Raw genomic sequence first — 22035 nt, forward strand, 5'->3', positions numbered from 1 at the left:
TTCACACCGATGGGGCCTCCGCAGGAGCCGATGCCTCGGCCTCACGTGTACGCGCCGCGTCCAGCTCTGCCTCGGAGCGCAGCACGCAGAACTCGTTGTCCTCTGGGTCGGCGAACACCACCCAGCCGGTGCCACGCCCGTCCGTGCCGCGCAGGTCGGCCACCACGGTGGCCCCCGTGTCGATGAGCCGCTGGACCTCCTCGTCGCGGCTGGACTCGCGTGGCCGAAGGTCGAAGTGCAGCCGGTTCTTGGTCTGCTTCTCCTCCGGGACCTCGATGAAGAGGATCCGATGCCCGGTAGCCGGGTCCTGGATCATGCACTCCTCGTGCCCGGGCTGGTTGGGATCTCCCTCGATGTCGCGGTACCCCAGCAAGCTCTTCCACCATTCCGACAGGTCGTAGGCGTTGCGGCAGTCGACGGTCGTATGTGAGACGAGGCAGCCCATGCAGGCATCGTCGCGATATCGCCGTCAGCGCGGCAAGCGCTTTTCCGCGGCGCTGGCCAGCGGGTCACGAGCGCGTCCGCGTGGGGCTAGCCTCAGGGCATGGATGCACCCGAGCCCGGCACCGATGATTCGTCGGAAATCGAGTCCTTCTGGCAGGTCGCCAAGGTGCGAGCCAAGCTCAACCCGACTGGGTACTACACCGGTGAGCGACCCCTGGGGTCGCTACGGCCGCCGGCCTGGGCCTTCGGGGCCACCCCCGAGCAGGCCGACGAGCTCCTCGCGCTTCTCCTCTCCGGCACGAAGACCGCGACTGCCGGCGCGCTGTGGGACTACGAGGCGGAGGGTGAGGAGCTGCCGACGCCTGGAGCGCTCGGCATCGTCACCGACGGTCACGGGGTCCCGCACGCCTTGGTCGTGACGACCCAGGTCGATGTCGTCCCCTTCGACGAGGTGAGCGCCGAGCACGCGCACCTCGAGGGTGAGGGCGACCGGTCGCTCGCCACGTGGCGCGAGGTGCACGAGCGCTTCTTCACCGAGCACGCGGTGCACACTCGGGGGTTCACCCCGAGCATGCCGGTCGTCCTGGAGCGCTTCGACGTGCTCTACAGCGATCCCTCCGCCGGCTCGGACATGGGCTGACGAGGCCGCCAACGCGGTGGCCGTGTGGATGTACCGGCGGACGGGACGCAAGGTCGGCGGCAGGGCGAAGGGCGGCAGCTCCGTGCTCCTGCTCACCGTGGCCGGACGCAGGTCCGGCATGCCCCACACGGTGCCAGTGGCGTACGTGCAGCGCGACGGCGCCTATTACCTCGCGGCGACCGCGGGGGCCAGCCAAGGAGCCTCAGTGGGTCCGCAACCTGCGCGCCGCCTCCACGGCGACCATCGAGATCGGCCGCGACAAGCGGACGATGTCTGTCGAGGTCCTGCGTGGCGCCGAGTCCGACGCCGCGTGGAAGGACATCATCGTCGCGACCCACCCCGCCTTCGCATCGTACGAGACGAAGGCGGGTCGCAGGATCGCGGTTGCGCGACTGACACCGACGGGTTGAGCCGGCCGGGACCTGTCGATGAGGTCAACTGACGCTTACGGCTTCGACTCCAACAGGAGGACGGCGCTGGAAGTCGAGCGACGGGCCATTCGAGCGTCACCTGCCAGCTGACCCCAGGCCCAGCACGGCCATGGCGACGGCCAGCGAGAACCCGGCGGCCACGATGGGGGTCGTCGTCGGGTTCCAGCCCGCCGGCGACAGTGCGCTGCGGACCTCCGGCTCGAGCAGGGAGGCGCAAGCCATCGTCGCACCCAACGACCCGAGAGCCCGCGTCGCCACACGGCTGGGGCCCTCCCCGAGCCGAACGGTCGCGACGGTCTGGATCGCGAGCATGACGACGGGGGCCGACAGGGCCGTCCCGACCAGCCATGAGTCGCGGCCCACCCGTTCCGGCTGTCCACGCCAGCCCAGCAGCGCGATGTCAAAAGCCCGACGCTCACGGAGCGCGACGAGTTGACCCATCACCCCCGCTGCGAGCTGAGCACCAGACACAGCGACGAGAACTCCACGCGAACCATCCGGCAAGCGTATTTCACGCCTGCTGACCGCGACGCTGGTCCCGGGGATCCCGTTGGGCACCCTCACCGGCAAGGCGACGCGGCCGAATCAAGTCCTGATCAGTGGTGTACGACTGTCCGTCGAGGTGGGGCAGGTCAGGTCTCAAGGGCGCCTGGCGAGCAGGTCGGGGCTCGCCGCGGGCAGTTCAGCGCCGCCGAAACACCTGACGGACGCCCTGCATGGCGGCGAGGACCGCGCCACTCACTCCGGGCACCATGATCCACAAGAGCGTCGCGATGACCAGCACACCGATCACGATGATGAGCACGTCCACGTGAAGCACCCTAGGGCAACTCCTGGGCACGCCTCCCGGCTCACGTCGCCGGGCTGACCGCGCGGCTGACGACCACACCGCGGCGCTGGGAGATGCGAATGGCGCCGCAGCGATGCGGTGCTCCTGTGCTAGCCACTGAGAAACTCGTCCATGATGTCGGCGAGCTCTGGGCTGAACAGAGAGGGCCAGATGCCATGCCGGGCACCTTCGACAAGCACCAAGTCGCACGTGTGGCCGGCCTCGCGCAGCGCCATCGCGTAGATACGGCTGTGTTCGCAGGCGACGACCTCGTCGTCGGTGCCGTGCACCAGCAGCACCGGGCCCCGGCGCCGGCGGTCGAGATGGTTTGCGGGGCAGGCAGCCCGGGCGTCGTCCGGGGCTTGACTCGGGCGTCGACCGCCGAGCAGGTCGCGGACGGCGTCGTCGTCGTCCATGAGTGTGAGGTCCGTTGGGGAGGAGAACACGACCGCGCTGGACAGGTTCAATGGGGCGGCTTCTGGGTCCTCGTCCAGCGCTGCCGACCCGTCGGTGGCGTGGACCAGCAGAGCGGTGTGCCCGCCGGAGCTGTCGCCCGAGATGGTGATGCGGTCGGGGTCGATGCCGTACTGATCGGAGTTCTGACGCAGCCATCTGACGGCGGTCTTGGCGTCGTGAACTTGGGCAGGGTGCGGGGCCACCGCCGAGGGGCGGTACTGCACGATCGCGATGACGTAGCCGCGCTCGGCGAACCGGCACAGGTACGACATCGCCGCCCCGAGAGCCTGCTCTCGCCACCCTGAACCCTGAATGAAGGCGATGCACGGATAGCGGCCCGCGAACGCCACCTCCCAGCCGAGCATCGCCGCGTCGCCACTGGGCTGGATGATCTGCAGGTGAAGGTCGAGACCACCACGACGCGCATAGACCACGTCGAGGTGGACGTAGACGTTCGTGCGACCGGGGACCGCGGAGATGACGTGGGCGTTCTCAGTTTGGGGCTGGGACACGCCGTCACCCCATCACCCGGTGTGCTGATGCGCAACGGGTTTGGGACTGGACCGCTGACCGCAGGCGCTACTGGGGTCGAGGGCGCGGCGTCACGGTCTGACCGCCCCACTGCTCGGGCGCGACGTCGACGATCGTCTGGTTGAGGACCCACTGGTGCCCGAACGAGTCATCGATCGTGGCCTGCCGCTCGCCGTACTCCCAGTCGTGCGGCGGGTCGACCAGAACGGCGCCTCGAGCGGTCGCCGTCTCGGCGACTCCCGCGACATCGGCGACCTTGAGCATCACTTGGTGAGAACGCCCGCTCTGAGGGGTTCGCCGCCCGGGCCGAACCTCGGCCACCACGAGCTCGGCCGGCTGCCCGTCCGGCAGGCCGAGCTGCGAGCGGTGCCCTTCACCGATGCGGACGTGTTCGACGAACCCGAAGACGTCGGCGTACCACGCCACCGCCGCCCGAACGTCGGCCACGGTCAGAACCGGTGTCACTCGCGCCTGCGGCGCCGACCGGTTCGTGAGCATCCAGCCACAGTAGATCGGTACGGCCAGGTGCGCACCGACCCGCCAGCTCCCCCGGCAGTCGCCGGAGGGACGCGATTGGGCGCCGTCGCCTGGAACCGGCGACTGCCGGCACGATCGCGCCTACAGCGTCATTGCGGGCGCTGCTGACGGGAGAGCTCGGGTCAGCTCTCGTCGTTGGCGACGGTGTCGATCCAGTCGCCCGCTTCGTCGGTGAGCTGGGTCTGCCCTCCAAGGAGGGGCCGCCCCACCACTGAGCGTTCGGTTCGGCGCCTGCGACGCTGACGATCTCTGCAACGAGTTGGTCGGGCAGCGGCTCCCCATTGTGCTCGATCAGCCACGCGCGGCTCGAGGGGCTCAGGTGCGCGATCAGTGCGCCAGGGCGAGTCGGCCCGCGGCATGACGGCGCGTTGAGGGCCCGCCTCAGATGGTCACTGCGCCGTTGGGACTCAACGGTTCCCCATGGCCTGGCGGGCCTGGATCTCGAGGCCGCGGGCCCGCTCGTGGCCGCGGATGGCACGCAGCTGTGGCCCGAGGTCGTCGTCCGCAAGAACATCCCAGCCCAGACGCTGGTAGTACGGCGTTCCATGGCACGTCCCGGTAGGTCGTCAACGTGATGCGGGGTGTGCCCGCGCCGAAAAGCCCAGTCCTCGGCGGCGGCGATCATGGCTCTGCCGACCCCATGTCGGGCATGCTGGGGCAGGACACTGACCTGCTCCAGGTGAGCCGTTTCGTCGACGATCTCAGTCCGGACGAACCCCGCCAGCGGGCCAGTAGGGAGCTCCGCGACCAGGACGCTGCCAGCCTCCTGAGCCTTGGCATAGTCGGCGGTGGGCGGGGCCGGCGCATCGAGAATGACGTCGACACCGACCACGCCGAACAGGCCGTCTGCCTCGTGCTCGATCCATGCCAGTTCTTCAAGCTCATCCAGCTGTGCCGGACGAATCCTCATCTCCACGCCCTGAACCTAGACACCGGACCCAAGTCGATAACTGACTCCGCCTCCGGGGCGTGTCATACAACGCCCTCATCGGCCTGTCCGTGGAACGACGGCCATCCGACTTGCGGCGTTGTGACGCACGCCGATCTGCACCTCATGCTCCCGATGCAGAGATCCGCGCGGCAACGCCTACACCGCGGCGCAAGCGTCACGCTTCAGGTGTCATCGGGTCGGTCGACGTTGAACACTGCCTCCCCGCTTCCGGCTCTGACGACGATCACCGTAGCCTCCGCCGATGCCGGGTTCCCCTCGCGATGCACCGTGTACGGTGGCACGAAGACAAAATCGCCGGGCTCCGCATCAACCACGTCCTGGCCACCGGGACCGGACTCCATCCGCAACAGTCCCGAGACGACGTAGATGTGACTCTCGTAGTCTCCGTGATGGTGCCACCCGGACACCATCCCGGCCTCCGTCGTGACGTGGCCGGCCCAACTTCTATCCGTGCTGACGGCCTGCTCCCGGCGCATGCCTGGCGTCATCTGGCCTTCTGATCGATCTCCCGGTCGGATCAGCTTCACTCGCCTCTCGTCGCCCACGGCGCCCTCCATGTTGCCCGCGACTTGCTCATCGTTCGACGCTGCTCGCGAACGCACAGATTGTCAAGACGCGCATGACCGCATCCGTGTGAGTCCCACCGAGATCGCCGATCGGAGGGTCGACAGGCGGCGAGGTGGGCTACGGCCTGGTCAGGACGGTCGTGGCGGCGGCGGGTCGGCGGTCAGGTTGCGGGTACCAGTCGGCGCGCACGCCGAAGCCGGGCCCGCCGCGTCCGCACCGAGGTCGTGAGGCCGGGTAGGGCCCTCGACACGCTCCTCTGACGGGTCACCCCCACGTCGGCGCCCGTGACCCCTGGAAACCGTCCAGACTAGAGCGTGTCTCCCAAACTTGAGCGGCCCATCCTGAGAGTGTCGGACTCATGGTGCGACAGGGTCAGGTTTCTGACGAGTTCTGGGCGGTCGTGGAGCCGCTGCTGCCGTGTTCGGCGGGTCGTCGCGGGCGGCGCTGGTCCGATCACCGTCGGGTTCTGGAGGGGATCTGTTGGCGGTATCGCACCGGGTCTCCGTGGCGGGATGTGCCCGAGGAGTTCGGTCCGTGGCAGACCTTGTGGAAGCGGCATTTCCGCTGGTCAACCGACGGCACGTATCACCTGATGATGGCCGCGGTGCAGCAGGCCGGACTGGTCGATGAGAACGCCACCGACGATGTTGAGCACCTCCTGTCGGTGGACTCGACGATCGTGCGGGCGCACCAGCACGCGGCCGGCGCCCGGCACGACTCGGCCACCGCGGAGGTCGTTTCCGAGCCTGCAGGCCACACAGGGGGCAGGATCGAATTACAAGAATCTGCCGCCCGAGCCGGCTGACCACGCGCTGGGGCGCTCCCGCGGCGGACTGTCGACGAAGATCCACACGCTGGCCGACCAGGCCACCGCCACGGTCCAGATCCGGTTGACCGGTGGGCAGGCCGGGGACAACCCGCAGCTGATCCCGCTGATCGAGGACTACCGCTCGGCCGGGAAGCGTCCGCCGTTCCGGCTGCTGGCCGACAAGGCGTACTCGCACCCGTCGACACGAACTCGACTGCGAGCGTTCAAGATTGCGCACACGATCCCGGAGCGTTCCGACCAGATCGCGCGCCGCAAGGCCAAGGGCAGCCGCGGTGGGCGCCCACCGGGCTTCGACCCGGGCGCCTACAAGAAGCGCAACACCGTCGAGCGCAGCTACCTGCGGCTCAAGCAGTGGCGCGGCATCGCCACCCGCTACGACAAACAGGCCCGAACGTTCCTCGGTGGTGTCCTGCTCGGTGCCAGCCTCATCTACTTCACGACCCACTGATGGGAATCAAGAGACACGCTCTAGACGGCTTGAGCAGGTGATGTGGTGAAGGATGGGTCAAGTTTGGGTCCCGTCATGCGGCCAGTCCTGCTGTGGTGACGAGGTCATTCATCGCGGCACGGTAGGCACGGTCGGCTGAGCGGAGTCGCGTGTTGAATTTGGTTGGGGTGGAGGCGATCTGGGCGAGGCCGGCGCGCAGGACGCGGTCGTGGGCGCGGGTCAGGAACAGTGCTTGGGAGTGGCCGGTGTCGGTGACGGTGTAGCGGTGGCCGCCGGGGACGCGTTCGATGAGGCCGTGATCTCGCAGGCAGCGCAGGGCGTAGGTGGCCTGACCTCGGGTGAGTGTGCCCGACGGCGTCCCGAGCAGCGGCTCGAGCAGGTCGCGCAGGTCGCGGTTGGTGAACCCGTGCGGTAGGAGCCGGAAGACGCAGAGGGCGGACAGCAGCGCTTGGGCGTGCGCGTCGGTGAACCGCAGCCCGGGCACGCGCTGTCCGGTGGCGGTGAAGGCGGGGCTGGTGACCGCGGCGAGGGTGGCGGCGCCGTCGGCAGGGCTGTGGCTGAGTCGTTGGACGCCCAGGCGGCGCCGGTTGGCTGAGAAGCCGATCTGCCGCAGGGCGGGCAGGTTGGTCAGCCGCCTGCCGACGTTGAAGCCGTAGGTGTCGTTGATGGTCGTCTCGGTCCGCAGGGCTCGTCCTTCCTTGTGGTACTGCTTGATCGTCGTGTGCTTGTAGTCGACGTACAGGCTCGGGGTGACGTGCGCGGTGATGACCCGGGTGCGGAACCGTCCCGGGGTCGGGCGCTTCCTGCCATTGTGGATGCGGCGGTTGAAGATGAGCTGGACCCGGTCCGGTCGGCCGAGGTCGAGGTTGTCGTGGATGACCTGCTCGAAGAACACTCGACCGCTGACCGGGGCGTCGAGAACCTGGGTCAAGGAGAACTCGGCCTGCAGCACGGAGATGTCGTACCGGTACCCCGCGGCCCGGTCCGCTGCGGAGTAGGGGTGTGGCAGTCGGGCCAGCCACTTGCGCATCAGCGCGTCGATCCGCTCCTCGGTCAGCCCGTCACAGATGGCCTGCACCGCCGCGACGTCGTTCTGGTCGTCGATCGCGGCGAACCCGTTGTCGAGGGCTTGGAAGCGGATGCCAGCCTTGACCGCCTGCCGCTTGGCGTACTGGTGCCCGTTGATGCAGAGCCGGGCGGCGTACGGGAAGTAGGAGCAGAACTTGAGGAAGAACGGGCCGAAGTCCCCGTCGACGGCGTACACGTAGTAGTGGTTGACCACGACGCTCGCCGGCACGATCCAGGGGTAGGGCGCGCCGGTGACCGGGTTGTGCCGCCGCTCGGTGCGGAACACGTGGGCCTTCTCCTGCGCCACCCCGATGAACACGACCTCATCGGTGCCGGTGAACCCGCGCAGCCGTTCGTGCATCACGTCGTCCTTGCGCTGCCCCTTGGCGAAACGCACCACCGGTACCCCGTGCGCGGCGGCGTACCGGTACAGGCCGTCGACGAACGCCCGCGACATCGGCGCAACCAACGCCGTGGAGGCGATCGGGAACCCGTGATCGCGCATCAGGAACCCGGCCACCTGACCCGCCCGCTGCAGCTGCGGGACGTACACGTTCAGGTACATCCGGTCGATCGACTCGACCTCGAACACGACGTGCTCGGACAGGACCTCAGCGACGCTCCGCGGTAATGTCATCACAAGCTCCGATCGTCGGGCCGACCCCAAGCACGGGGTCAACCACCGCCACCAAACGGGATCACGACGAAGACCGCAGGGTCCTCGACAGACCCAACGATCGGAGCCTACGACCAAGCGAGGCAGCCGACGAGACGCACCGCGTCCGCGGGCTGGGGCGGAGCCCCGTTAGGACGTGGCTGCGAGATGATCGACTGGGTTGCCGTCGGCACTGCCGCACGCGCGGCCCAACCCCGAGGCGAGGCGAGCATGACATCCATCGGTACGGCGTCCGCAGGCGCGGTTTTCGCGGGCAGGCAACTGCGTAGCACGCTCTCGGGCGAGGGCGTGCTCACGGTCGAGTTGGTTGACCACGAATGGGCCGCGCCCACCGGCAGCCAGATCCTCGTCAAGGTGGAGGCTGCCCCGATCAACCCGTCCGACCTGGGCCTGCTGTTCGGCCCTGCCGACACCGAGAACGCCGAGTACTCGCCCGGCCGGGTCGTCGCGCGTGTGTCCCAGGGCGCGGTGCAGGCGCTGCGGGCACGGCACGGGCTCTCGCTGCCGGCGGGCAATGAAGGGGCCGGGACGGTGGTCGCAGCGGGCGAGGACCCCTCGGCGCAGGCACTCCTCGGCAAGCGCGTCGCCGCCGTTCCCGGCACCGCCTACGGTACCTACGCCCACGCCGAGGCGAGGATGAGCCTGCCGCTGCCCGACGACGTCAGCGCCGAGCAGGGCGCGTCGAGCTTCGTCAACCCCATGACTGCGCTCGGGTTCGTCGAGACGATGCGCGCGGAGGGCTTCATCGGGCTGGTCCACGCCGCCGCCGCCTCGAACCTCGGACAGATGCTGGTGCGGATCTGCCGCGAGGACGGCGTGCCGCTGGTCAACATCGTGAGAAGCCAGGCGCAGGTGGAACTGCTCCAGGGTCTCGGCGCGAAGTACGTGCTCGACTCGACCGATCCCGCCTTCACCGCGCACCTGGCCGAGGCGATCGGCGAGACCGGGGCCATGCTCGGCTTTGACCCGATCGGCGGCGGCACGATGGCCGGTCGGATCCTCACCGCGATGGAGGCCGCGGCAAGCCGGGGCGCGGCCTATTCGCCCTACGGCTCCTCGACCCCGAAGAGGGTCTACATCTACGGCGGGCTCGATGCCGGTCCGACGATCCTGCACCGCTCGTTCGGGCTCACCTGGGACCTCGGCGGGTGGCTGCTGTTCCCCTTCGTCACCAAGGCAGGCCCGGCGGTGGTCACACGGATGCGCGAGCGGGTGATGAGGGACCTGACGACCACGTTCGCCAGCCACTACAGCGACCGGGTGAGCCTCGAGAGGATGCTCACACAGGAGGCCGTGAGCCGGTACACCGCGCGGCGCACCGGCGAGAAGTACCTCGTGCTGCCCAACGGGTAAGCGCCGCCGGTGCGGGACGTGTCCCTGGTGAAAAGGGGACCCTCGGGATGGGAATGCGATGTGACCGAATATCGAGTGGCACGCGTTACGCGCTCCAGGTCGGCGCCGCGGCATAGGACCACTTCAGGCACCTTGACAGTCGAACGATCGCGTTGGTGGGCCATCGGTCACGCGCTCGTCGGCATCGGCGCCAGCACCTCCGGTGTGACGCGGCTGCATGCGCGTCCGCGCTTCGAGGGAGCCGCACTCGGGTGATCGGGTGATGCTCGGACGACGCTATAGGTCTAGCAGTAGCGCCAGTGTCTCGCGGACCTCGTTGAGGACCACGGGGCCGACATTGCCGGTGCGCTCCTGAATCCGTGTCGTGGCCACGGAGCGTACGTGCTGGCACTGCGCCGAGGAACGCGCCGCAAGGCGGTTGTCCTCATCGGGGTCGATCAGGACCTCGGTGCTGCTCGTGCGGATCGTCCGGGTCAACGGCACGACCTGGACGACGTTGGGTCCACCCCTCAGAATCCGGGCGGCTGTCACGACGACGGCGGGGCGACGGAGTCCGGCCTCGCTACCGGCGGGCATGCCGAGGTCGAGTTCGACGACGTCACCCGGCGTCAGCATCTAGCCACGCCGTCTCATGCTCGGTGAGCGTCGCCGCGAGGTCCCGCGCCATGGCGTCCTGGCGCAGCGCGCGGATGGCCTTGCTCACGGTCTCATCGATCGTTTCGTGGCGTTCGGCCGCCAAGCGCGTAACCTGCGCATGAGTGTCCCTGCTGATGCGGATCGTCGTTGTCTCGGCCACAACCCAACGCTACCTCCTGTAGACAGATCCGTCTACATGATGCCTCGCGGCGGAGCAGGCCGAAGGTAGCTGAAGGAACCGCCGAACCCCCAGCCCCTGCCCCGCTCGCGGCGATGTGACGCGCCTGCGCGAGTACGGATGGGCAAGCCAGGGCCTCGCTGATGGGTGGCCTACGTGAGAGCATCAGGCTCGTGCCCGCCAAGCCCGACGCCCGGCCCCGGACGGTGATACGAGCACGCGGGTACGTGCGGGTGGTCACCGGGTGGGCGGTGGCCATGCTGGCCATCGCCACGACTGCGTTCCTTGACCCGCAGCTCGAGGGTCTGCGCGACCCGGACTGGATGTACTGGCTGTGCGCGATCGTCTTCGCTGCTCTGATCGCGCGCGCACCTTTCGTGGGCGTCGTCGTGGGCGATGACACCGTCCGCCGGCGCAGTTGGCTCCGGACGCAGACGTGGGCTGTCCAAGACGTCTACCGGGTGGGATCGTCTGGGTATTCGGGAGCGCTCACCCGGTACGCGACCTCCAAGCGATACCGCATGGTCGTCTTTGTGCTCAGGCACGGTAAAGGAGGTCAGGACCTCCCTGAGCTGTCCGGCCGTCCCGCCACAGTGGAACGACTCGCCGCCACGTTGAGTGGAGCTCTTGGCCTTGAACAGACCAAAGGGCCTCGAAGTTGATGACAGGCGCGGTGATCCATACGTTCTGGCATCACGGGCGGCGCAGAGCGTCGGGCTCTCGCGGCCTGAGGCGAGAGGCGTCCGGGTCAGTCGCGGCTGTTAGACGATTGTCGGCGGGACCGGTGTCCGGCCAGACTCGGTTCCAGGTGCCCGGTGGGCTGCTCTTCTCGCGGCTGCCCACCGGTGTGATCGGTGTGGCTCTCTTTCGGTTTGCATCCCGCCGGGGGCCGTGACGAGGTGTGGCTCCAGAGGGGACTGCCCTGCTCGTAACAGCAATGCCCGCCTCGCGATCCCTGCAAGTGCACGACGAGACGAGGACGAGGTGGCGACATGGCGATGGTGTTCATCGGGGTCGATCCCCACAAGCTGTCGGTGACGATCGAGGTCGTCGATGACCACGAGAGCGTGCTGGGCACGGGTCGGTTCGCCACCGACAAGGCCGGGTACGCCGCGATGCGCAAGCAGGTGCGGGGGTGGCCGGAGCGGGTCTGGGCGGTCGAGGGCAGCAACGGCGCCGGCCGGCCGCTGGCGCAGCGGCTGCTCGCCGACGGTGAGCACGTCGTGGACGTCCCCGCGAAGTTGTCGGCCCGGGCCCGGTTGCTCGACACCGGCCACAACCGCAAGACCGACGCCCACGACGCGCACGCCGTCGCGGTCGTCGCGGTGCGCACTCCGGGGTTGCGGGTGCTGTCCTACGACAGCGAGCTCGAGGCGCTGCGGATGCTCGTCGACCGCCGGGAGGAGCTGACCCGGCAACGCGTGCAGACCGTCAACCGGTTGCAGCGGCTGCTCTCCGAGCTGACCCCCGGGAAGGCGAAGAAGGACCTGACCGCCTTGCAGGCCAAGGCAATCCTCGCTTCGGTGCGGCCCCGGGACCTGGCCGGCAAGACCCGGCGCCGGCTCGCGGTCGAGCAGCTGACCGAGTTGGTCGCGGCCGACAAGAAGACCAAGGCGCTGAGCAAGGAGCTGAAGGCGATCGTCTTGTCCCGCGGGTCGCACCTGATGGACCTGCGCGGCGTCGGCCCGGTGGTCGCCGCGCGCACGTTGGCCGACGTCGGTGACGTGGCGCGGTTCGCCGACCGGAACCGGTTCGCGTCCTGGACCGGCACCGCCCCGTTGGACGCGTCCTCCGGCGAGCAGGACCGACACCGGCTGTCGCGGGCCGGGAACCGGCGGATGAACCACATGATCCACATCGCCGCGATCAGCCAGATCCGACTCGCCAGCGAGGGCCGGACCTACTACCGGCGCAAGCTCGCCGAGGGCAAGAAGCCCCTCGAGGCGATCAGGTGCCTCAAGCGCAGGATCTCCGACGCCCTCTACCGCCAGCTCGTCGCCGACGCCCGTGCCGTTGAAACGGGCCCGGGAGGGCACTGCGGGGCGACTCAAGAATCCAGCGCGGTCGACGTGCCCCCGCACATCGACACTTCGGATCAGCCACTTCCCGGACCCGCACCTACCACGCTACCGGCCGCCGTGGCCCGTGCGAACCCCCACCCGGGCTCGGCTCCCCAGATGACGCGACGACGCGCCGGAGCCGTCAAGGTGGAGCGCCCCACCGGACGAACGACCTTGACGGCGACCAGCGCCGGCGCACACTCGAAAGAGCCGATCCCGGCCCCTTGACGACAGAGGGGAGCCGAAGTGACGCACGTTCAATACCTGCGCTGCGTCCGGAGGGGCGGACGCGCCACCCTAGCCGTCGACCTCGAGCGGCGGACCCAGCGCAGTCACGCCGTACCTGGCGCCGATCTCAGCGATCCGAGCGGGGTCGGCAGGACCCTGCAGGCCATCGAAATACGCGGCCTGTTCCTCGAACATGCCCTCCAGGCCCGCTGGGGTCGTCGTCCCGAAAGCCCAGGCAGGCTCGTCGCCCACATTCGCGAAGGTGTGGGGGACCTCGCGTGGCAGCCACACCAAGTCGCCGTCGGCGGCTTCGAACCTGCGATCGCCTACGACGAAGGTGATGATCCCGCTGATGACAAAGATGGCCTCGTCCTCGCGCGTATGAACGTGTAGTCCCGGGCCGGAGGTGCGTGCTGGCAGCTTGGCTTCGCCGAAGATCACAGTGCCTGCTGTCCGGTCGGAAGCCGCCAGCACCTGAAACGGTCTTGCGATCGCTGGATCGCGCCTGACGACGAACGGCTCCGTCAACGTCATTGTTCCCACCCTCGCTGCTCAGGAACACCCGGCCGAGTCCCCATCTGCGACCAAGGTGTCACAGGCGCCGCAGGCGTGCGCGCCTCTTGGTAGAAGAGCGCAGGTCCACGAGGAGGTCACGCGGCGAACAGACGCGCTTATCCGCGTCGGTAAGCGTCTCGTCGGTGGTCGATGCGGAGAACCACCACTTCGCCTTGGATCTCGTTGATTCGATACAGGACGCGGTAGGTGCCGCGCCGGGCCGAGTGGATACCCGCGAGCTCCCCCCGCAATGGCTTGCCGACGCGGTGCGGGTTCTGGATCAATGCTCCGGTGAGGAACTCTATGACCGCCGCCGCAACGGCCTCGGGCAGTCCTGAGCGCACGGCTCGGACGGCGGGAGGGGTCAGGACCAGTTCGTACGGTTCTTCGCTCACGAGCGCAGGCCGCGCACGGCCTCGACCCCGCGAACGACGTCACCGGTCGCGTATGCCGCATCGGCCTCACGGATGTCGGCGAGGGCTTCGGGGTCGCTGAGCACCGAGAGGGTCTCCTCCAGCTGCGCCAGGTCGTCCGGGCTGAGGATGACGGCAACCGGGCGTCCATTGCGCGTGACTGTGACCCGCTCGTGCTCATGCTCGACGCGGTCGATGACGTCGCTGAAATGGTTGCGGACATCGCGAAGCGGTTCAACAGTCATGTACACAATTGTGGCGCTTAGGGGGCGCTGGGGTCAAGACGTGTTGGCCCTGGCTTCGCGGGACCGTCACGCAGGCGCGCAAGCCCCGGCCCTGTGGCACGCAGATACGGCGCGGTCGACTCGGACCCCGTGCCTCCGCCCCGTCGGCCACTCCGCGCGGCCACGCGATCTCACACGCCGGCGACGTAGGCGGTCAGGAAGTGGACGCCGTGCCGGTCGAGGTTGCCGCGGGCGCGGTCGTAGTGTTCGGTCGTGCGGGGGTCGGCGTGCCGGGCGAGGATTTGCGCGTCCCGCAGGGGGACGCCGGCGTCCAGGGCGTTGGTGATCGCGGCGTGGCGCAGCGAGTGCGGGCTGATGTGCCGCGGGATCCCGGCTGTCTTCGCGATCCGGGCGACCATGCGGTAGACGTCGCGTCGGTCGATCGGCTTGCCGGAGACCGGTCGCAGCACCAGCGGCCCGCTGGTGCGCTGCCCGCGGCAGGCCTCCAGGACCCGGAGCACCGGGACGGTCAGCGGCATGGTGGCCGGCTTGTTGCCCTTGCCCAGGACGTGCAGCACCCGGTGGCCGCGCAGCGTGTCGGCGTAGTCCTCGATGCGGACCCCGGCGGCCTCGGAGGCGCGCAGGGCGTTGATGCCCAGCAGGTACGCGAGCGCGCCGTGATGCACGGTGATCGTCTGGGCTACTTGGAGGAACCGGATCAGCTCGAGCCGGTCCAGTCCTTGGGTCCGCGTCTTGTCGCGGTGGACCTTGGGAAGCCGGGCGTAGACGGCCGGGTCCGCGTGGATGAGCCCGTCGATGTGGGCGAAGCGGAAGAAGCCGCGCACGCCGTGCATCATCGTCGTTTCCCACGAGTTCACGAAAACTGAAGCCCGTCGTGGCGGGAACTCAAGGGTGGGGTCGCGGTGAGACGCTCATTGGGGTGTGTCGGTTCGCGAACCCGCGGGGTCGGTGGTGAAGGCGTCCAGGTCGGGGTGGCTCACGGTGCGCGCGTAGTGCTCGGCGGTCTCGATTGTGACGCCGAAGAAGTCGCAGATGCGGCGCAGGTCGCTGCCGGCGTTCGCCTCGGCCAGGATCCGGTCCTGGCGCAAGGCGTCTGCGGACATGCCGAGCTTGTCGGTGAGCCAGGGGACGCGGACCTGCTCGGGGGTGGCGGCCGACCTGGCATGGATGAGGAAGTGCGGGTTGATGCAGCCCGGCCACCGCTCGCGTCGGTAGGCGAGGTACCGGTCGAGCCGGGCCTTGGTCGCCGGGGCCAGCAGGATGCTCCGATCGGGCAGCGTGATCCGGTTGTCGCGGACCTCGAACAGGTGCAGGGCGCAGGCCTCCCGGGGGCGCAGCCCGTGGATGCCGATCAGCGTGGTGATGGCGGCGGTGGCGGGGTCGTCGGAGTCGAACGCGGCCCGGATGGCGGCGGTGGCGATGGGCATCGGGGTGCGCCGCTCGAGGGTGCCGACCCGAATCCGCGCGGTCGGGTTGACGAACAGGAGCCGGTGGCCCTTGAGGGTGGTGAATATCGAGCGCAGGGCGGCACCGAGAGTGGCCCGGGGGGTGCCCTCGCCGGGGAGCACGGCGAGGATGTCGGAGCGTGTGATCTCGCGCAGGGAGTGGTGCCCGTCCGCGGCCCAGGCCCGCAGGGTGGGCATGGCCCACAAGGTGCGGGTCCTGATGGTGCCCTCGCTGCGGGGATGGCTGCGTGGCGGGACTGTGCTGCCGTGGTGCAGGACCTCGAACCAGGTCTGCAGCTCGCTGGCCATCGCTTCGGGCAGGCCGTGCAGCTGCCGTGTGAACCAGGTGACCAGCCTCGGAGGACGGTCATCGAACAGCAGGTCGGCCTCGGTCAGGACTGCCATCGGCAACCGGACCCGCAGCCCGTCCTCGATCAGTTGTTGAACATCGGTTGCCCTGACGGGCGGTCCATAGAGACGGGACCGGGCTTGCAGCACCCGCAACGTGATCCGCGTCTCTTTGGTCTGCCGGGTGGTCCAGCCGTAGCGGGCGGCGTGCTCGAGGGTGAGCTGGTCGAGCAGCGCCGCGAACCGGCTGCTGGGCGGGTCACCGAACCCGTACCGGCGGGCTGGATCCTCGATGGGGTGGTACGCGAACAGGTCGAGCTGGCCCGGGCCCGGGGCAGTAGGGGCGGCTGGTTCACCGGCGGTGGGGTCCTCCTCGACCGGGTGGCGCTGGTCCCGGGGCCGGCGGTAGTCCCGCCGGGGGTGAGGCCGGTAGCCGTTGCGGGGGTTGGTCATGTTGAACCGTACTGAGGTTCCCGGAGGGTGGGTTGTTACGCGACCTCCGGGATGGGGGTCACGGTCGTAGCCTGCCGGTGAAGGTGCTCGAACTCAACCGGGGGCAGGTACCCGATCGAGGAGTGCAGCCGCCGGGCGTTGTACCACTGGACCCAGCGGGCGACCTGCCACTCGACCTCGCGGCGGTCCTTCCACGCGGGACCGGGCAGGTCGATGGCCTCGGTCTTGAACAGCCCGATGGTGCTCTCGCAGAGCGCGTTGTCGAGCGCATCGCCGACGGTGCCGATCGAGCCGGCGATGCCGGCCTCGAGCAGCTCAGCGGTGAACGCGATCGAGGTGTACTGGCTCCCGGCATCCGAGTGATGGACCAACCCTGTTGCATCCCAGTGCGATTGGTGACGCTGACGCAGGCTGAGGGCTTGGCGCAGCGCGTCGGTCACCATCGAGGTGTGCTTGCTCGTGGTCACCCGCCAGCCCAGAATCCGGCGGGAGAACACGTCCACGACGAACGCCACGTACACGAACCCGGCCAGCGTCCACACGTAGGAGAAGTCGGCCACCCACAGCTGGTCCACCCGAGTGGGCACGTCCCAGCCCCGCTTGACCAGGTCCGGGTGCCGGGCCGCCGCCTCATCCCGCCGGGTCGTCACGGTGTGGTGCGTTCCTCGGCGTACCCCGCGGATCCCGGCGATCCGCATCAGCCGCGCCACCTGGTCGCGGCCCACGCCAAGGCCGGCACGGCGCGCCTCGTGATAGAGCTTGCGCACCCCGTAGACACGCCAATTCTGTTGCCACAGTGTGAAGATCGCGTTGACCAGATACGCCTCCTCGAGCGCCGCATCGCTGAGCGGGCAGGCCTTGCGGGCGTAGTAGGTGCTCGGCGCGATCTTCATGCCGTGCTCGGACAGCACGGTACAGATCGGCTCGACGCCGAAGCGGGCCCGGTAGGTGTCGATGTAGGCCACGATCACCGCAGTCGGCGGTCGAGCTCCGCCTGAGCGAAAAACGCCGAGGCGGTCTTGAGGATGTCGTTCGCGCGCTCGAGCTCGGCGACCCGACGCTTGAGTGCACGCACCTCCTCCGATTCCGCCACTCGAGCCGAGGCCGCCGGGCGGGAACCCGCGGCCCGTTCCTCGGCCTCGACCCAGTTGCGGATCGTGGCCTGGTTGATGTCGAGCAGCGCGCCGACCTGACGACGCGCCTCGACCTTCGCCTCCCCGTGCTGCTCGAGCCGGTCCAGGTACATCCGGACCGCCCGCTCACGGGTCGCCTCGTCGAACTTCTTCGGTGCAGGCATGAGAACAGTCTCCCTTGCTAGATCAACACCCTCCGGGAAACTCAGGACGATTCATGTTCGCGAACCACAGCTGCTGGCCGGCCTGGTTGGCGCTCAGGACGTCGCGAGGAAGACCGAGCTGGGCCTGACGGGTGAAGGTCTGGGCCCAGCACAGCCGGCACGCCTGGTGCTGGTTGACCGCGAGCTCCCTGTGGCAGCAGATGCATTCGCCGGCCCCGGGGTGAGCGTAGCGCCATGCCGTGCAGGCCAGGCAGAGCCGGCCTCGCAGCCGGGTCACGCCCCAGGCGAGACAGTCGCGACAGGAGTCAGGCGCTTGCGGGGCGAGCGGGTGGCACAGGCGGCACAGCCCACTGGACCAGTAGTCGCCGTCCCGCCCACAGCGGCGGCATGGCAGCGGCCTGCCCTTGGATCCCGGCTTGCAGTCGTAGCACCAGCCTCGCTTCCGGTATGCCTCGGGCCTACGGCTGCAGCCTTGGCACATGGGCGGGGCGGTCATGCCGGTGGCTGGCTCCGGCTCCGGCCCGGGGTACGGCGCCGGCCGGATGAGGCGGTTCGCGCGTTGGCCGTCGTCTTCGTGGCGGGCTTGCGGGCGGCGACTGCCTCGGGCTCGCAGATCAGCAGGTCGGCTGGGGTGCAGCCGAGGACGAAGCAGATCACGTCGAGATCGTCCAGCCGGATCGTGGTCGGGGTGCCGGTCCACAGCCCCGACATCTTCCCGGCGCTGATGTCCAGGCCGGCCTCGGCCAGCATCCGGCGTAGCTCGGTCGACTTCCAGATCCCGGCCTCGGCGGCCTTCATCCGCATGTTCCAACGCATCGGTTCATCGCTCCTGGCGGGTGGTCATGGTCCCGAGGCGGTCCAGGGTCCGCTGGTTCGCAGCAGCCCAGGACGCCTCGATATGGGTGGAGTGGACGTGGATGTACTGGGTGGTCGTGGAGAGCCAGCTGTGTCCCATCAGCTCTTGGATCGCCTTGAGGCTCATGCCTTGCTGGTACAGATGGGACGCGCAGTAGTGGCGCAGCACGTGCGGGGTGAGCCGACCGGTCCACGTCGGCAGCCACGCCTGCACGGCGTGCCCGAGGCCGGCGCGCAATGCCTCGGCGCCGATCCGGGTGGCGTGCCCGGTCATCGCGTCTCGTCGTTCGCTCGGCAGCAGTGGCGCGCTCGGGTCGTCGGCATCGTCGCCGAACTGGTGGCGTACGTCGGTCAGCCACCACTCCAGCAGCGCGTCGACCTCGTCGATGGCCGGCACGATGCGGATCTTGGCGCCGCGGCCGCGGCTGCCCTTGCCGTGTCGCACATGCAGCTTGCCGTGGGCACCGAGGTCGGGGTGCCAGTCGCCGATGTCGAGCATCACGGTTTCGTTGATCCGCAGCCCGACTCGTCGCCACAGCGAGGCCGCGAGGTAGTCCCGGGCCGCCGGCAGGTACTTGCGGGCCACGGGCAGCGCCTGGCCCCAGGAGGCGAACAGGGCGCCGACCTCGTCGGTCGTCGGCGGGATACGCGCTGCGGTTGCCGCGGCAACGGCGCGCGGCCGGTTGAACTCGTCGATCGGCTGGGTGACGACCTGCCCGAACAGCGCATGGATGTCGCCCTGGTAGCGGGCGATCACGAACTCGTAGAACTTCGCCAACGCTGTTGCCTTGCCCGCCACGGTCGAGGTGGCCAGCCGGCGCTCACGACGTGCCGCGCGCAAGTAGCGGTCGGCGTCCTCGGGCTGCGCGCTCCACAACGGGGCACCCAGGAACCGCGCGAACTCGAAGACGACCGAGCGGTCCGCCGCGGTCGTCGCGTCCAGGGTCCCCGCCGCGGCCGACGCCAGCGAGTACTGGTCGATCATCTCCTGCTCGAACGCCTCGACGTCCAGACTGCCGTGCAGGCTTCGGGCCGAGTCCACCGAGCGGACCACTGCCAGTGTCATCGAACCCCCGCTTCACGAAATGAGGTGCTAGCTCTGAAACCTAGCATCAGCGTCAGGAATCCTGAGGATCTGTCGAGGCGTGTTCGGGATCAAGCCGGGCTGCATCGCAGCAGGTCACAGACGTGCCAAGGCTGTTCCCCGTGGATCGAACCTGAGGCAACTGAAATAACGACAGTGGAGTCCATCAGGCCACGCTCGCCGAGACCGCGGATGTACAGCTCGACGTGGGCGCGCTGGATCCCGACCAGCGGGTCGAGCCCGTTGCCCTCGCACCAGGCGAACCACTCCCGCAGCTGGTAGGCGTACAGGACGTGGGTGTGCCCCGAGTAGCGGGCCAGGAAGGACACGGCCGCCAGCTGCGCGGTCGACATCGTCGCCGGCTGGAACGGCAGCAGCGTTGTTGGGCTGGACATGCGGTCACCTCACGCGGCGACCTGACAACCGGCCCTGACCCGCTCGCCCGCTGTCGCGGCCGGGGCAGCGGACCTTCCCGACGGTAGACCCACTCTGGTCGTCGCCAAATGCGTCCGCAGGCGGCGCTGTGACGCGGGTTCGAGACGCACGCCTTGCGGCACGTGCGGACGTTGGCTGTCGGATGCCCATGCTCTGATTGCCGAATGCATGAGGTGGTCGTCGGCGCGCTGGTTCGTGGGGGTCAAGTCCTACTCGTGCATCGGAGTCCGAATAAGCATGCGTACCCGGACGTGTGGGATCTGCCGGGCGGACTGATCGAGGCTGGCGAGTCAGAACTGGACGGGCTCACGCGGGAGCTGCACGAAGAACTCGGCGTGCAGGTAGCGCCGGCCTCGGTTGCTCATCTGTGTCGGCTGACCGTCGGACCTGCAGAGGAGCCGGCGCTCCTTAGCGCTTGGCTTGTGCATGACTGGCAGGGAACGCCCGCGAACGTCGCTCCCGAGGAACACGACGACATCGGATGGTTCGACCTTGAGCAGTTGCCTCCTCTCGCCCATGTACTCGTGCGCACGGCCCGGGTGAATGCGATGCGGAGTCACTGCGGCTGAACTTCAACGCGCTGCCATCGGTATGTCCGTGAAACCCCTATCGGTCAACATGCCGGATTGACGCGCATCCGGGGCCGCATAGGCACTTCATCGTGACAGGCCTACGCCCAGATGGCGGCGTCATGGCCATCGCCGAATCGCTCCGGGGCTAATGGGTGGGAGATGGCCACCCCCTTTGCGAAACGTAATGCAGTCCAGACGGCGGCTGCTGCGTCGAGTACGTCGTCGGTCCCCGCCATCTCACCCGCGATGCCGATGTCTCCTGGAACAGTGATGCCTGCAGAGGCCAGGAGGCCACGTCGTTCCTCGGAGCCTGCCCACGTGGACTTGGGGTGACGTAGATGGCCGCCGCCCATGCTTGCGAAGCAGACCTCCGGGTGCACCTCGATCACTCGTTGGGAGGTTGTGCGCGCCCATTGGTCGACTTCGAGGATCTTCTTACCGAGCCCGAAGGCCTGTTGACTGAGGCCCTTGCCTGTCGTCTTGGCGCTGATCGCCGTCGCCTCCGCGTGGGTACTTGCCGCCAAGGCCGCGCGGATGGGTGTGGAGAACACGGACGACGCGCGCCTACCGACCAGCTTGCGAGCGAGAGCATCGGCCTGCCGTGGCCCCGTCTCTGGCAGCCCGATGGGAATGTCGATCGCGATGACGTGCAGGGCCCCGTCTTCTAGGGCCGACCGGATCAGACTCTCAATGTTCGAACCGAAGTACCCCCGGGCGTCGTTGGTGATGCCGACCCACCCCTTCTTGCAGGCGTCAACGCCCATGACGCGGTACTCACCATCGCTCCCGCCTGATCCTGGATTGTTCACGGAACCATTCTGGCGGGAATTGGGCCACGAGGCCCTGAAGTTCGCCCGGTGCGACCCACCGACCGATCGATGACGCCGCCCGCGCCCCCACGAACCTCCCCCACTCTCGTGAACCCCTTGGACCTCCACAATGAGACTGTGCAGGCCAGCGGGCTCCGAGTCGTCCCGAGCCTCCTTCGCCACTTGCCGGTGAATCGGCCATCGAGGGGGGATGGCACCACTTCCGCCCTGAAGGCGCCTTGTCGCGGCGGAGTGGGGCGCCTCGCCGCCTCTCTGTACGCTGGCCGTCGCTTGATCGACCACCTCGGGGCATGAACGTGCTTGCCGCCGGACTGCGCCGCGGCCCCTGAATTGCCAGAGCGCAGATCAGCCCTCGTCGTTGGAGACGGTCTCGATCCAATCGACCGCCTCGTCGGTGAGCTGCGTCTCCCCCTCCAAGGAGGGACCAGTCCACCACTGAGCGTTCTGTTGGCCGCCTGTGACGCTGAGGATCTCTGCGATGATGCCATCGGGGAGAGGCTCCCCGTTGTGTTCCATGAGCCATGACCGGCTGGAGCTACTGAGGTGCGGCCAGATCCGAGGGAACTCCATCAGGCCATTGTGCTCGGACTATGGCGTGTCCAACTGCGCGCGGGCCTCGGCCGAATCCAGGAAAGTTGGC

General features: G+C 68.6%; 26 protein-coding genes, 2 pseudogenes and 1 other annotated feature. Of the genes and pseudogenes, 7 read left to right on the forward strand and 21 right to left on the reverse strand.

The features are described 5' to 3' along the window. Position 1: 1 nt before the first annotated feature. Positions 2-445 (reverse strand): VOC family protein, encoded by a 444-nt coding sequence (locus INTCA_RS17570; RefSeq protein ID WP_013494274.1) that lies wholly within the window; start codon positions 443-445, stop codon positions 2-4. Positions 446-544: 99 nt separating this feature from the next. Between INTCA_RS17570 and INTCA_RS17575 the strand changes: the two genes are divergently transcribed. Next, positions 545-1084 carry an ASCH domain-containing protein gene (locus INTCA_RS17575; protein WP_013494275.1) on the forward strand — a complete coding sequence of 180 codons (540 nt, stop codon included), beginning with the start codon at positions 545-547 and terminating at the stop codon, positions 1082-1084. 28 nt (positions 1085-1112) lie between these two features. Continuing rightward, positions 1113-1494: pseudogene (locus INTCA_RS19285) on the forward strand (nitroreductase family deazaflavin-dependent oxidoreductase). Positions 1495-1590: 96 nt separating this feature from the next. Here INTCA_RS19285 and INTCA_RS17580 read toward each other — a convergent pair. The 6 genes from INTCA_RS17580 to INTCA_RS17595 form a co-directional block, all read right to left on the reverse strand. Further along, the gene (locus INTCA_RS17580) at positions 1591-1956 is read right to left on the reverse strand and encodes a hypothetical protein (protein ID WP_013494276.1); all 366 of its coding nucleotides are present in this window, start codon (positions 1954-1956) and stop codon (positions 1591-1593) included. 241 nt (positions 1957-2197) lie between these two features. After that, positions 2198-2326 carry a hypothetical protein gene (locus INTCA_RS20515; protein ID WP_267896158.1) on the reverse strand — a complete coding sequence of 43 codons (129 nt, stop codon included), beginning with the start codon at positions 2324-2326 and terminating at the stop codon, positions 2198-2200. A gap of 128 nt (positions 2327-2454) precedes the next feature. Beyond that, the gene (locus INTCA_RS17585; protein ID WP_013494278.1) at positions 2455-3312 is read right to left on the reverse strand and encodes an alpha/beta hydrolase; all 858 of its coding nucleotides are present in this window, start codon (positions 3310-3312) and stop codon (positions 2455-2457) included. 67 nt (positions 3313-3379) lie between these two features. After that, positions 3380-3796, reverse strand: a complete 417-nt coding sequence (locus INTCA_RS17590; protein ID WP_425311128.1) for a VOC family protein — start codon at positions 3794-3796, stop codon at positions 3380-3382. Then, positions 3705-4778, reverse strand: coding sequence for a GNAT family N-acetyltransferase (locus tag INTCA_RS20700; RefSeq protein WP_013494280.1), 1074 nt, complete (start codon positions 4776-4778; stop codon positions 3705-3707). The genes INTCA_RS17590 and INTCA_RS20700 overlap by 92 nt, the downstream gene beginning before the upstream one ends. 203 nt (positions 4779-4981) lie before the next feature. Continuing rightward, a complete protein-coding gene (locus INTCA_RS17595) occupies positions 4982-5308 on the reverse strand; it encodes a cupin domain-containing protein (protein ID WP_169312935.1) in 327 nt (108 codons plus the stop codon). 437 nt (positions 5309-5745) lie between these two features. Here INTCA_RS17595 and INTCA_RS19295 point away from each other — a divergent pair. Beyond that, positions 5746-6664 (forward strand): annotated as a pseudogene (locus tag INTCA_RS19295) (IS5 family transposase). A gap of 73 nt (positions 6665-6737) precedes the next feature. On the opposite strand, the gene INTCA_RS17610 reads toward INTCA_RS19295, so the two are convergent. Beyond that, positions 6738-8369, reverse strand: a complete 1632-nt coding sequence (locus INTCA_RS17610; protein ID WP_013494282.1) for a hypothetical protein — start codon at positions 8367-8369, stop codon at positions 6738-6740. A gap of 249 nt (positions 8370-8618) precedes the next feature. On the opposite strand from INTCA_RS17610, the gene INTCA_RS17615 reads away from it, so the two are divergent. Continuing rightward, positions 8619-9761 carry a zinc-binding dehydrogenase gene (locus INTCA_RS17615; protein ID WP_013494283.1) on the forward strand — a complete coding sequence of 381 codons (1143 nt, stop codon included), beginning with the start codon at positions 8619-8621 and terminating at the stop codon, positions 9759-9761. Positions 9762-10037: 276 nt separating this feature from the next. Here the strand turns inward: INTCA_RS17615 and INTCA_RS17620 are convergent, their stop codons facing one another. Continuing rightward, on the reverse strand, positions 10038-10376 hold the full coding sequence (locus INTCA_RS17620; RefSeq protein ID WP_013494284.1) for a type II toxin-antitoxin system PemK/MazF family toxin: 339 nt from the start codon (positions 10374-10376) through the stop codon (positions 10038-10040). After that, positions 10360-10557, reverse strand: coding sequence for a hypothetical protein (locus INTCA_RS17625; protein WP_013494285.1), 198 nt, complete (start codon positions 10555-10557; stop codon positions 10360-10362). The genes INTCA_RS17620 and INTCA_RS17625 overlap by 17 nt, the downstream gene beginning before the upstream one ends. 191 nt (positions 10558-10748) lie before the next feature. On the opposite strand from INTCA_RS17625, the gene INTCA_RS17630 reads away from it, so the two are divergent. Together INTCA_RS17630 and INTCA_RS17635 are read left to right on the forward strand one after the other, a co-directional pair. Next, a complete protein-coding gene (locus INTCA_RS17630; protein WP_148236665.1) occupies positions 10749-11237 on the forward strand; it encodes a hypothetical protein in 489 nt (162 codons plus the stop codon). Between the two features lie 330 nt (positions 11238-11567). Continuing rightward, the gene (locus INTCA_RS17635) at positions 11568-12863 is read left to right on the forward strand and encodes an IS110 family RNA-guided transposase (RefSeq protein ID WP_013494287.1); all 1296 of its coding nucleotides are present in this window, start codon (positions 11568-11570) and stop codon (positions 12861-12863) included. A 69-nt stretch (positions 12864-12932) separates the two neighbouring features. On the opposite strand, the gene INTCA_RS18825 is transcribed toward INTCA_RS17635, so the two are convergent. From INTCA_RS18825 to INTCA_RS17680, 9 genes are all read right to left on the reverse strand, one after another. Continuing rightward, the gene (locus tag INTCA_RS18825) at positions 12933-13397 is read right to left on the reverse strand and encodes a cupin domain-containing protein (RefSeq protein WP_052338053.1); all 465 of its coding nucleotides are present in this window, start codon (positions 13395-13397) and stop codon (positions 12933-12935) included. 137 nt (positions 13398-13534) lie between these two features. Continuing rightward, positions 13535-13813, reverse strand: coding sequence for a type II toxin-antitoxin system RelE family toxin (locus INTCA_RS19300; RefSeq protein ID WP_013494289.1), 279 nt, complete (start codon positions 13811-13813; stop codon positions 13535-13537). After that, positions 13810-14076, reverse strand: a complete 267-nt coding sequence (locus INTCA_RS17645) for a type II toxin-antitoxin system Phd/YefM family antitoxin (protein WP_013494290.1) — start codon at positions 14074-14076, stop codon at positions 13810-13812. The genes INTCA_RS19300 and INTCA_RS17645 overlap by 4 nt, the downstream gene beginning before the upstream one ends. A 170-nt stretch (positions 14077-14246) precedes the next feature. Continuing rightward, complete coding sequence (locus tag INTCA_RS17650; RefSeq protein WP_148236667.1) at positions 14247-14933, reverse strand: tyrosine-type recombinase/integrase; 687 nt, start codon at positions 14931-14933, stop codon at positions 14247-14249. Between the two features lie 54 nt (positions 14934-14987). Beyond that, entirely contained in the window at positions 14988-16322 is a 1335-nt protein-coding gene (locus INTCA_RS17655) for a site-specific integrase (protein ID WP_013494291.1), read from the reverse strand. Between the two features lie 35 nt (positions 16323-16357). Beyond that, a protein-coding gene (locus INTCA_RS17660) for an IS3 family transposase (protein ID WP_148236513.1) occupies positions 16358-17619 on the reverse strand; the annotation gives its coding sequence in 2 pieces (ribosomal slippage) (positions 16358-17322 and positions 17322-17619; 1263 coding nt in all). Beyond that, positions 17201-17332 (reverse strand) — a sequence feature (AL1L pseudoknot). It overlaps the preceding gene by 132 nt. Before the next feature lie 492 nt (positions 17620-18111). Further along, on the reverse strand, positions 18112-18435 hold the full coding sequence (locus tag INTCA_RS17670; RefSeq protein ID WP_013491643.1) for a helix-turn-helix domain-containing protein: 324 nt from the start codon (positions 18433-18435) through the stop codon (positions 18112-18114). Positions 18436-18439: 4 nt separating this feature from the next. Beyond that, the gene (locus tag INTCA_RS17675; RefSeq protein ID WP_013491644.1) at positions 18440-19540 is read right to left on the reverse strand and encodes a tyrosine-type recombinase/integrase; all 1101 of its coding nucleotides are present in this window, start codon (positions 19538-19540) and stop codon (positions 18440-18442) included. 89 nt (positions 19541-19629) lie between these two features. After that, positions 19630-19953 carry a site-specific integrase gene (locus INTCA_RS17680; RefSeq protein WP_041307934.1) on the reverse strand — a complete coding sequence of 108 codons (324 nt, stop codon included), beginning with the start codon at positions 19951-19953 and terminating at the stop codon, positions 19630-19632. A gap of 204 nt (positions 19954-20157) precedes the next feature. Here INTCA_RS17680 and INTCA_RS19305 point away from each other — a divergent pair, with 204 nt between their 5' ends. Further along, entirely contained in the window at positions 20158-20562 is a 405-nt protein-coding gene (locus tag INTCA_RS19305) for an NUDIX domain-containing protein (RefSeq protein ID WP_013494293.1), read from the forward strand. Positions 20563-20663: 101 nt separating this feature from the next. Here the strand turns inward: INTCA_RS19305 and INTCA_RS17690 are convergent, their stop codons facing one another. Continuing rightward, positions 20664-21374, reverse strand: a complete 711-nt coding sequence (locus INTCA_RS17690; protein WP_148236669.1) for a DUF429 domain-containing protein — start codon at positions 21372-21374, stop codon at positions 20664-20666. A 366-nt stretch (positions 21375-21740) separates the two neighbouring features. Then, the gene (locus INTCA_RS17695) at positions 21741-21965 is read right to left on the reverse strand and encodes a hypothetical protein (protein ID WP_013494295.1); all 225 of its coding nucleotides are present in this window, start codon (positions 21963-21965) and stop codon (positions 21741-21743) included. Between the last annotated feature and the right edge of the window lie 70 nt (positions 21966-22035).

Origin of the sequence: Intrasporangium calvum DSM 43043, assembly GCF_000184685.1 — a bacterium.
Taxonomy (GTDB): domain Bacteria; phylum Actinomycetota; class Actinomycetes; order Actinomycetales; family Dermatophilaceae; genus Intrasporangium; species Intrasporangium calvum.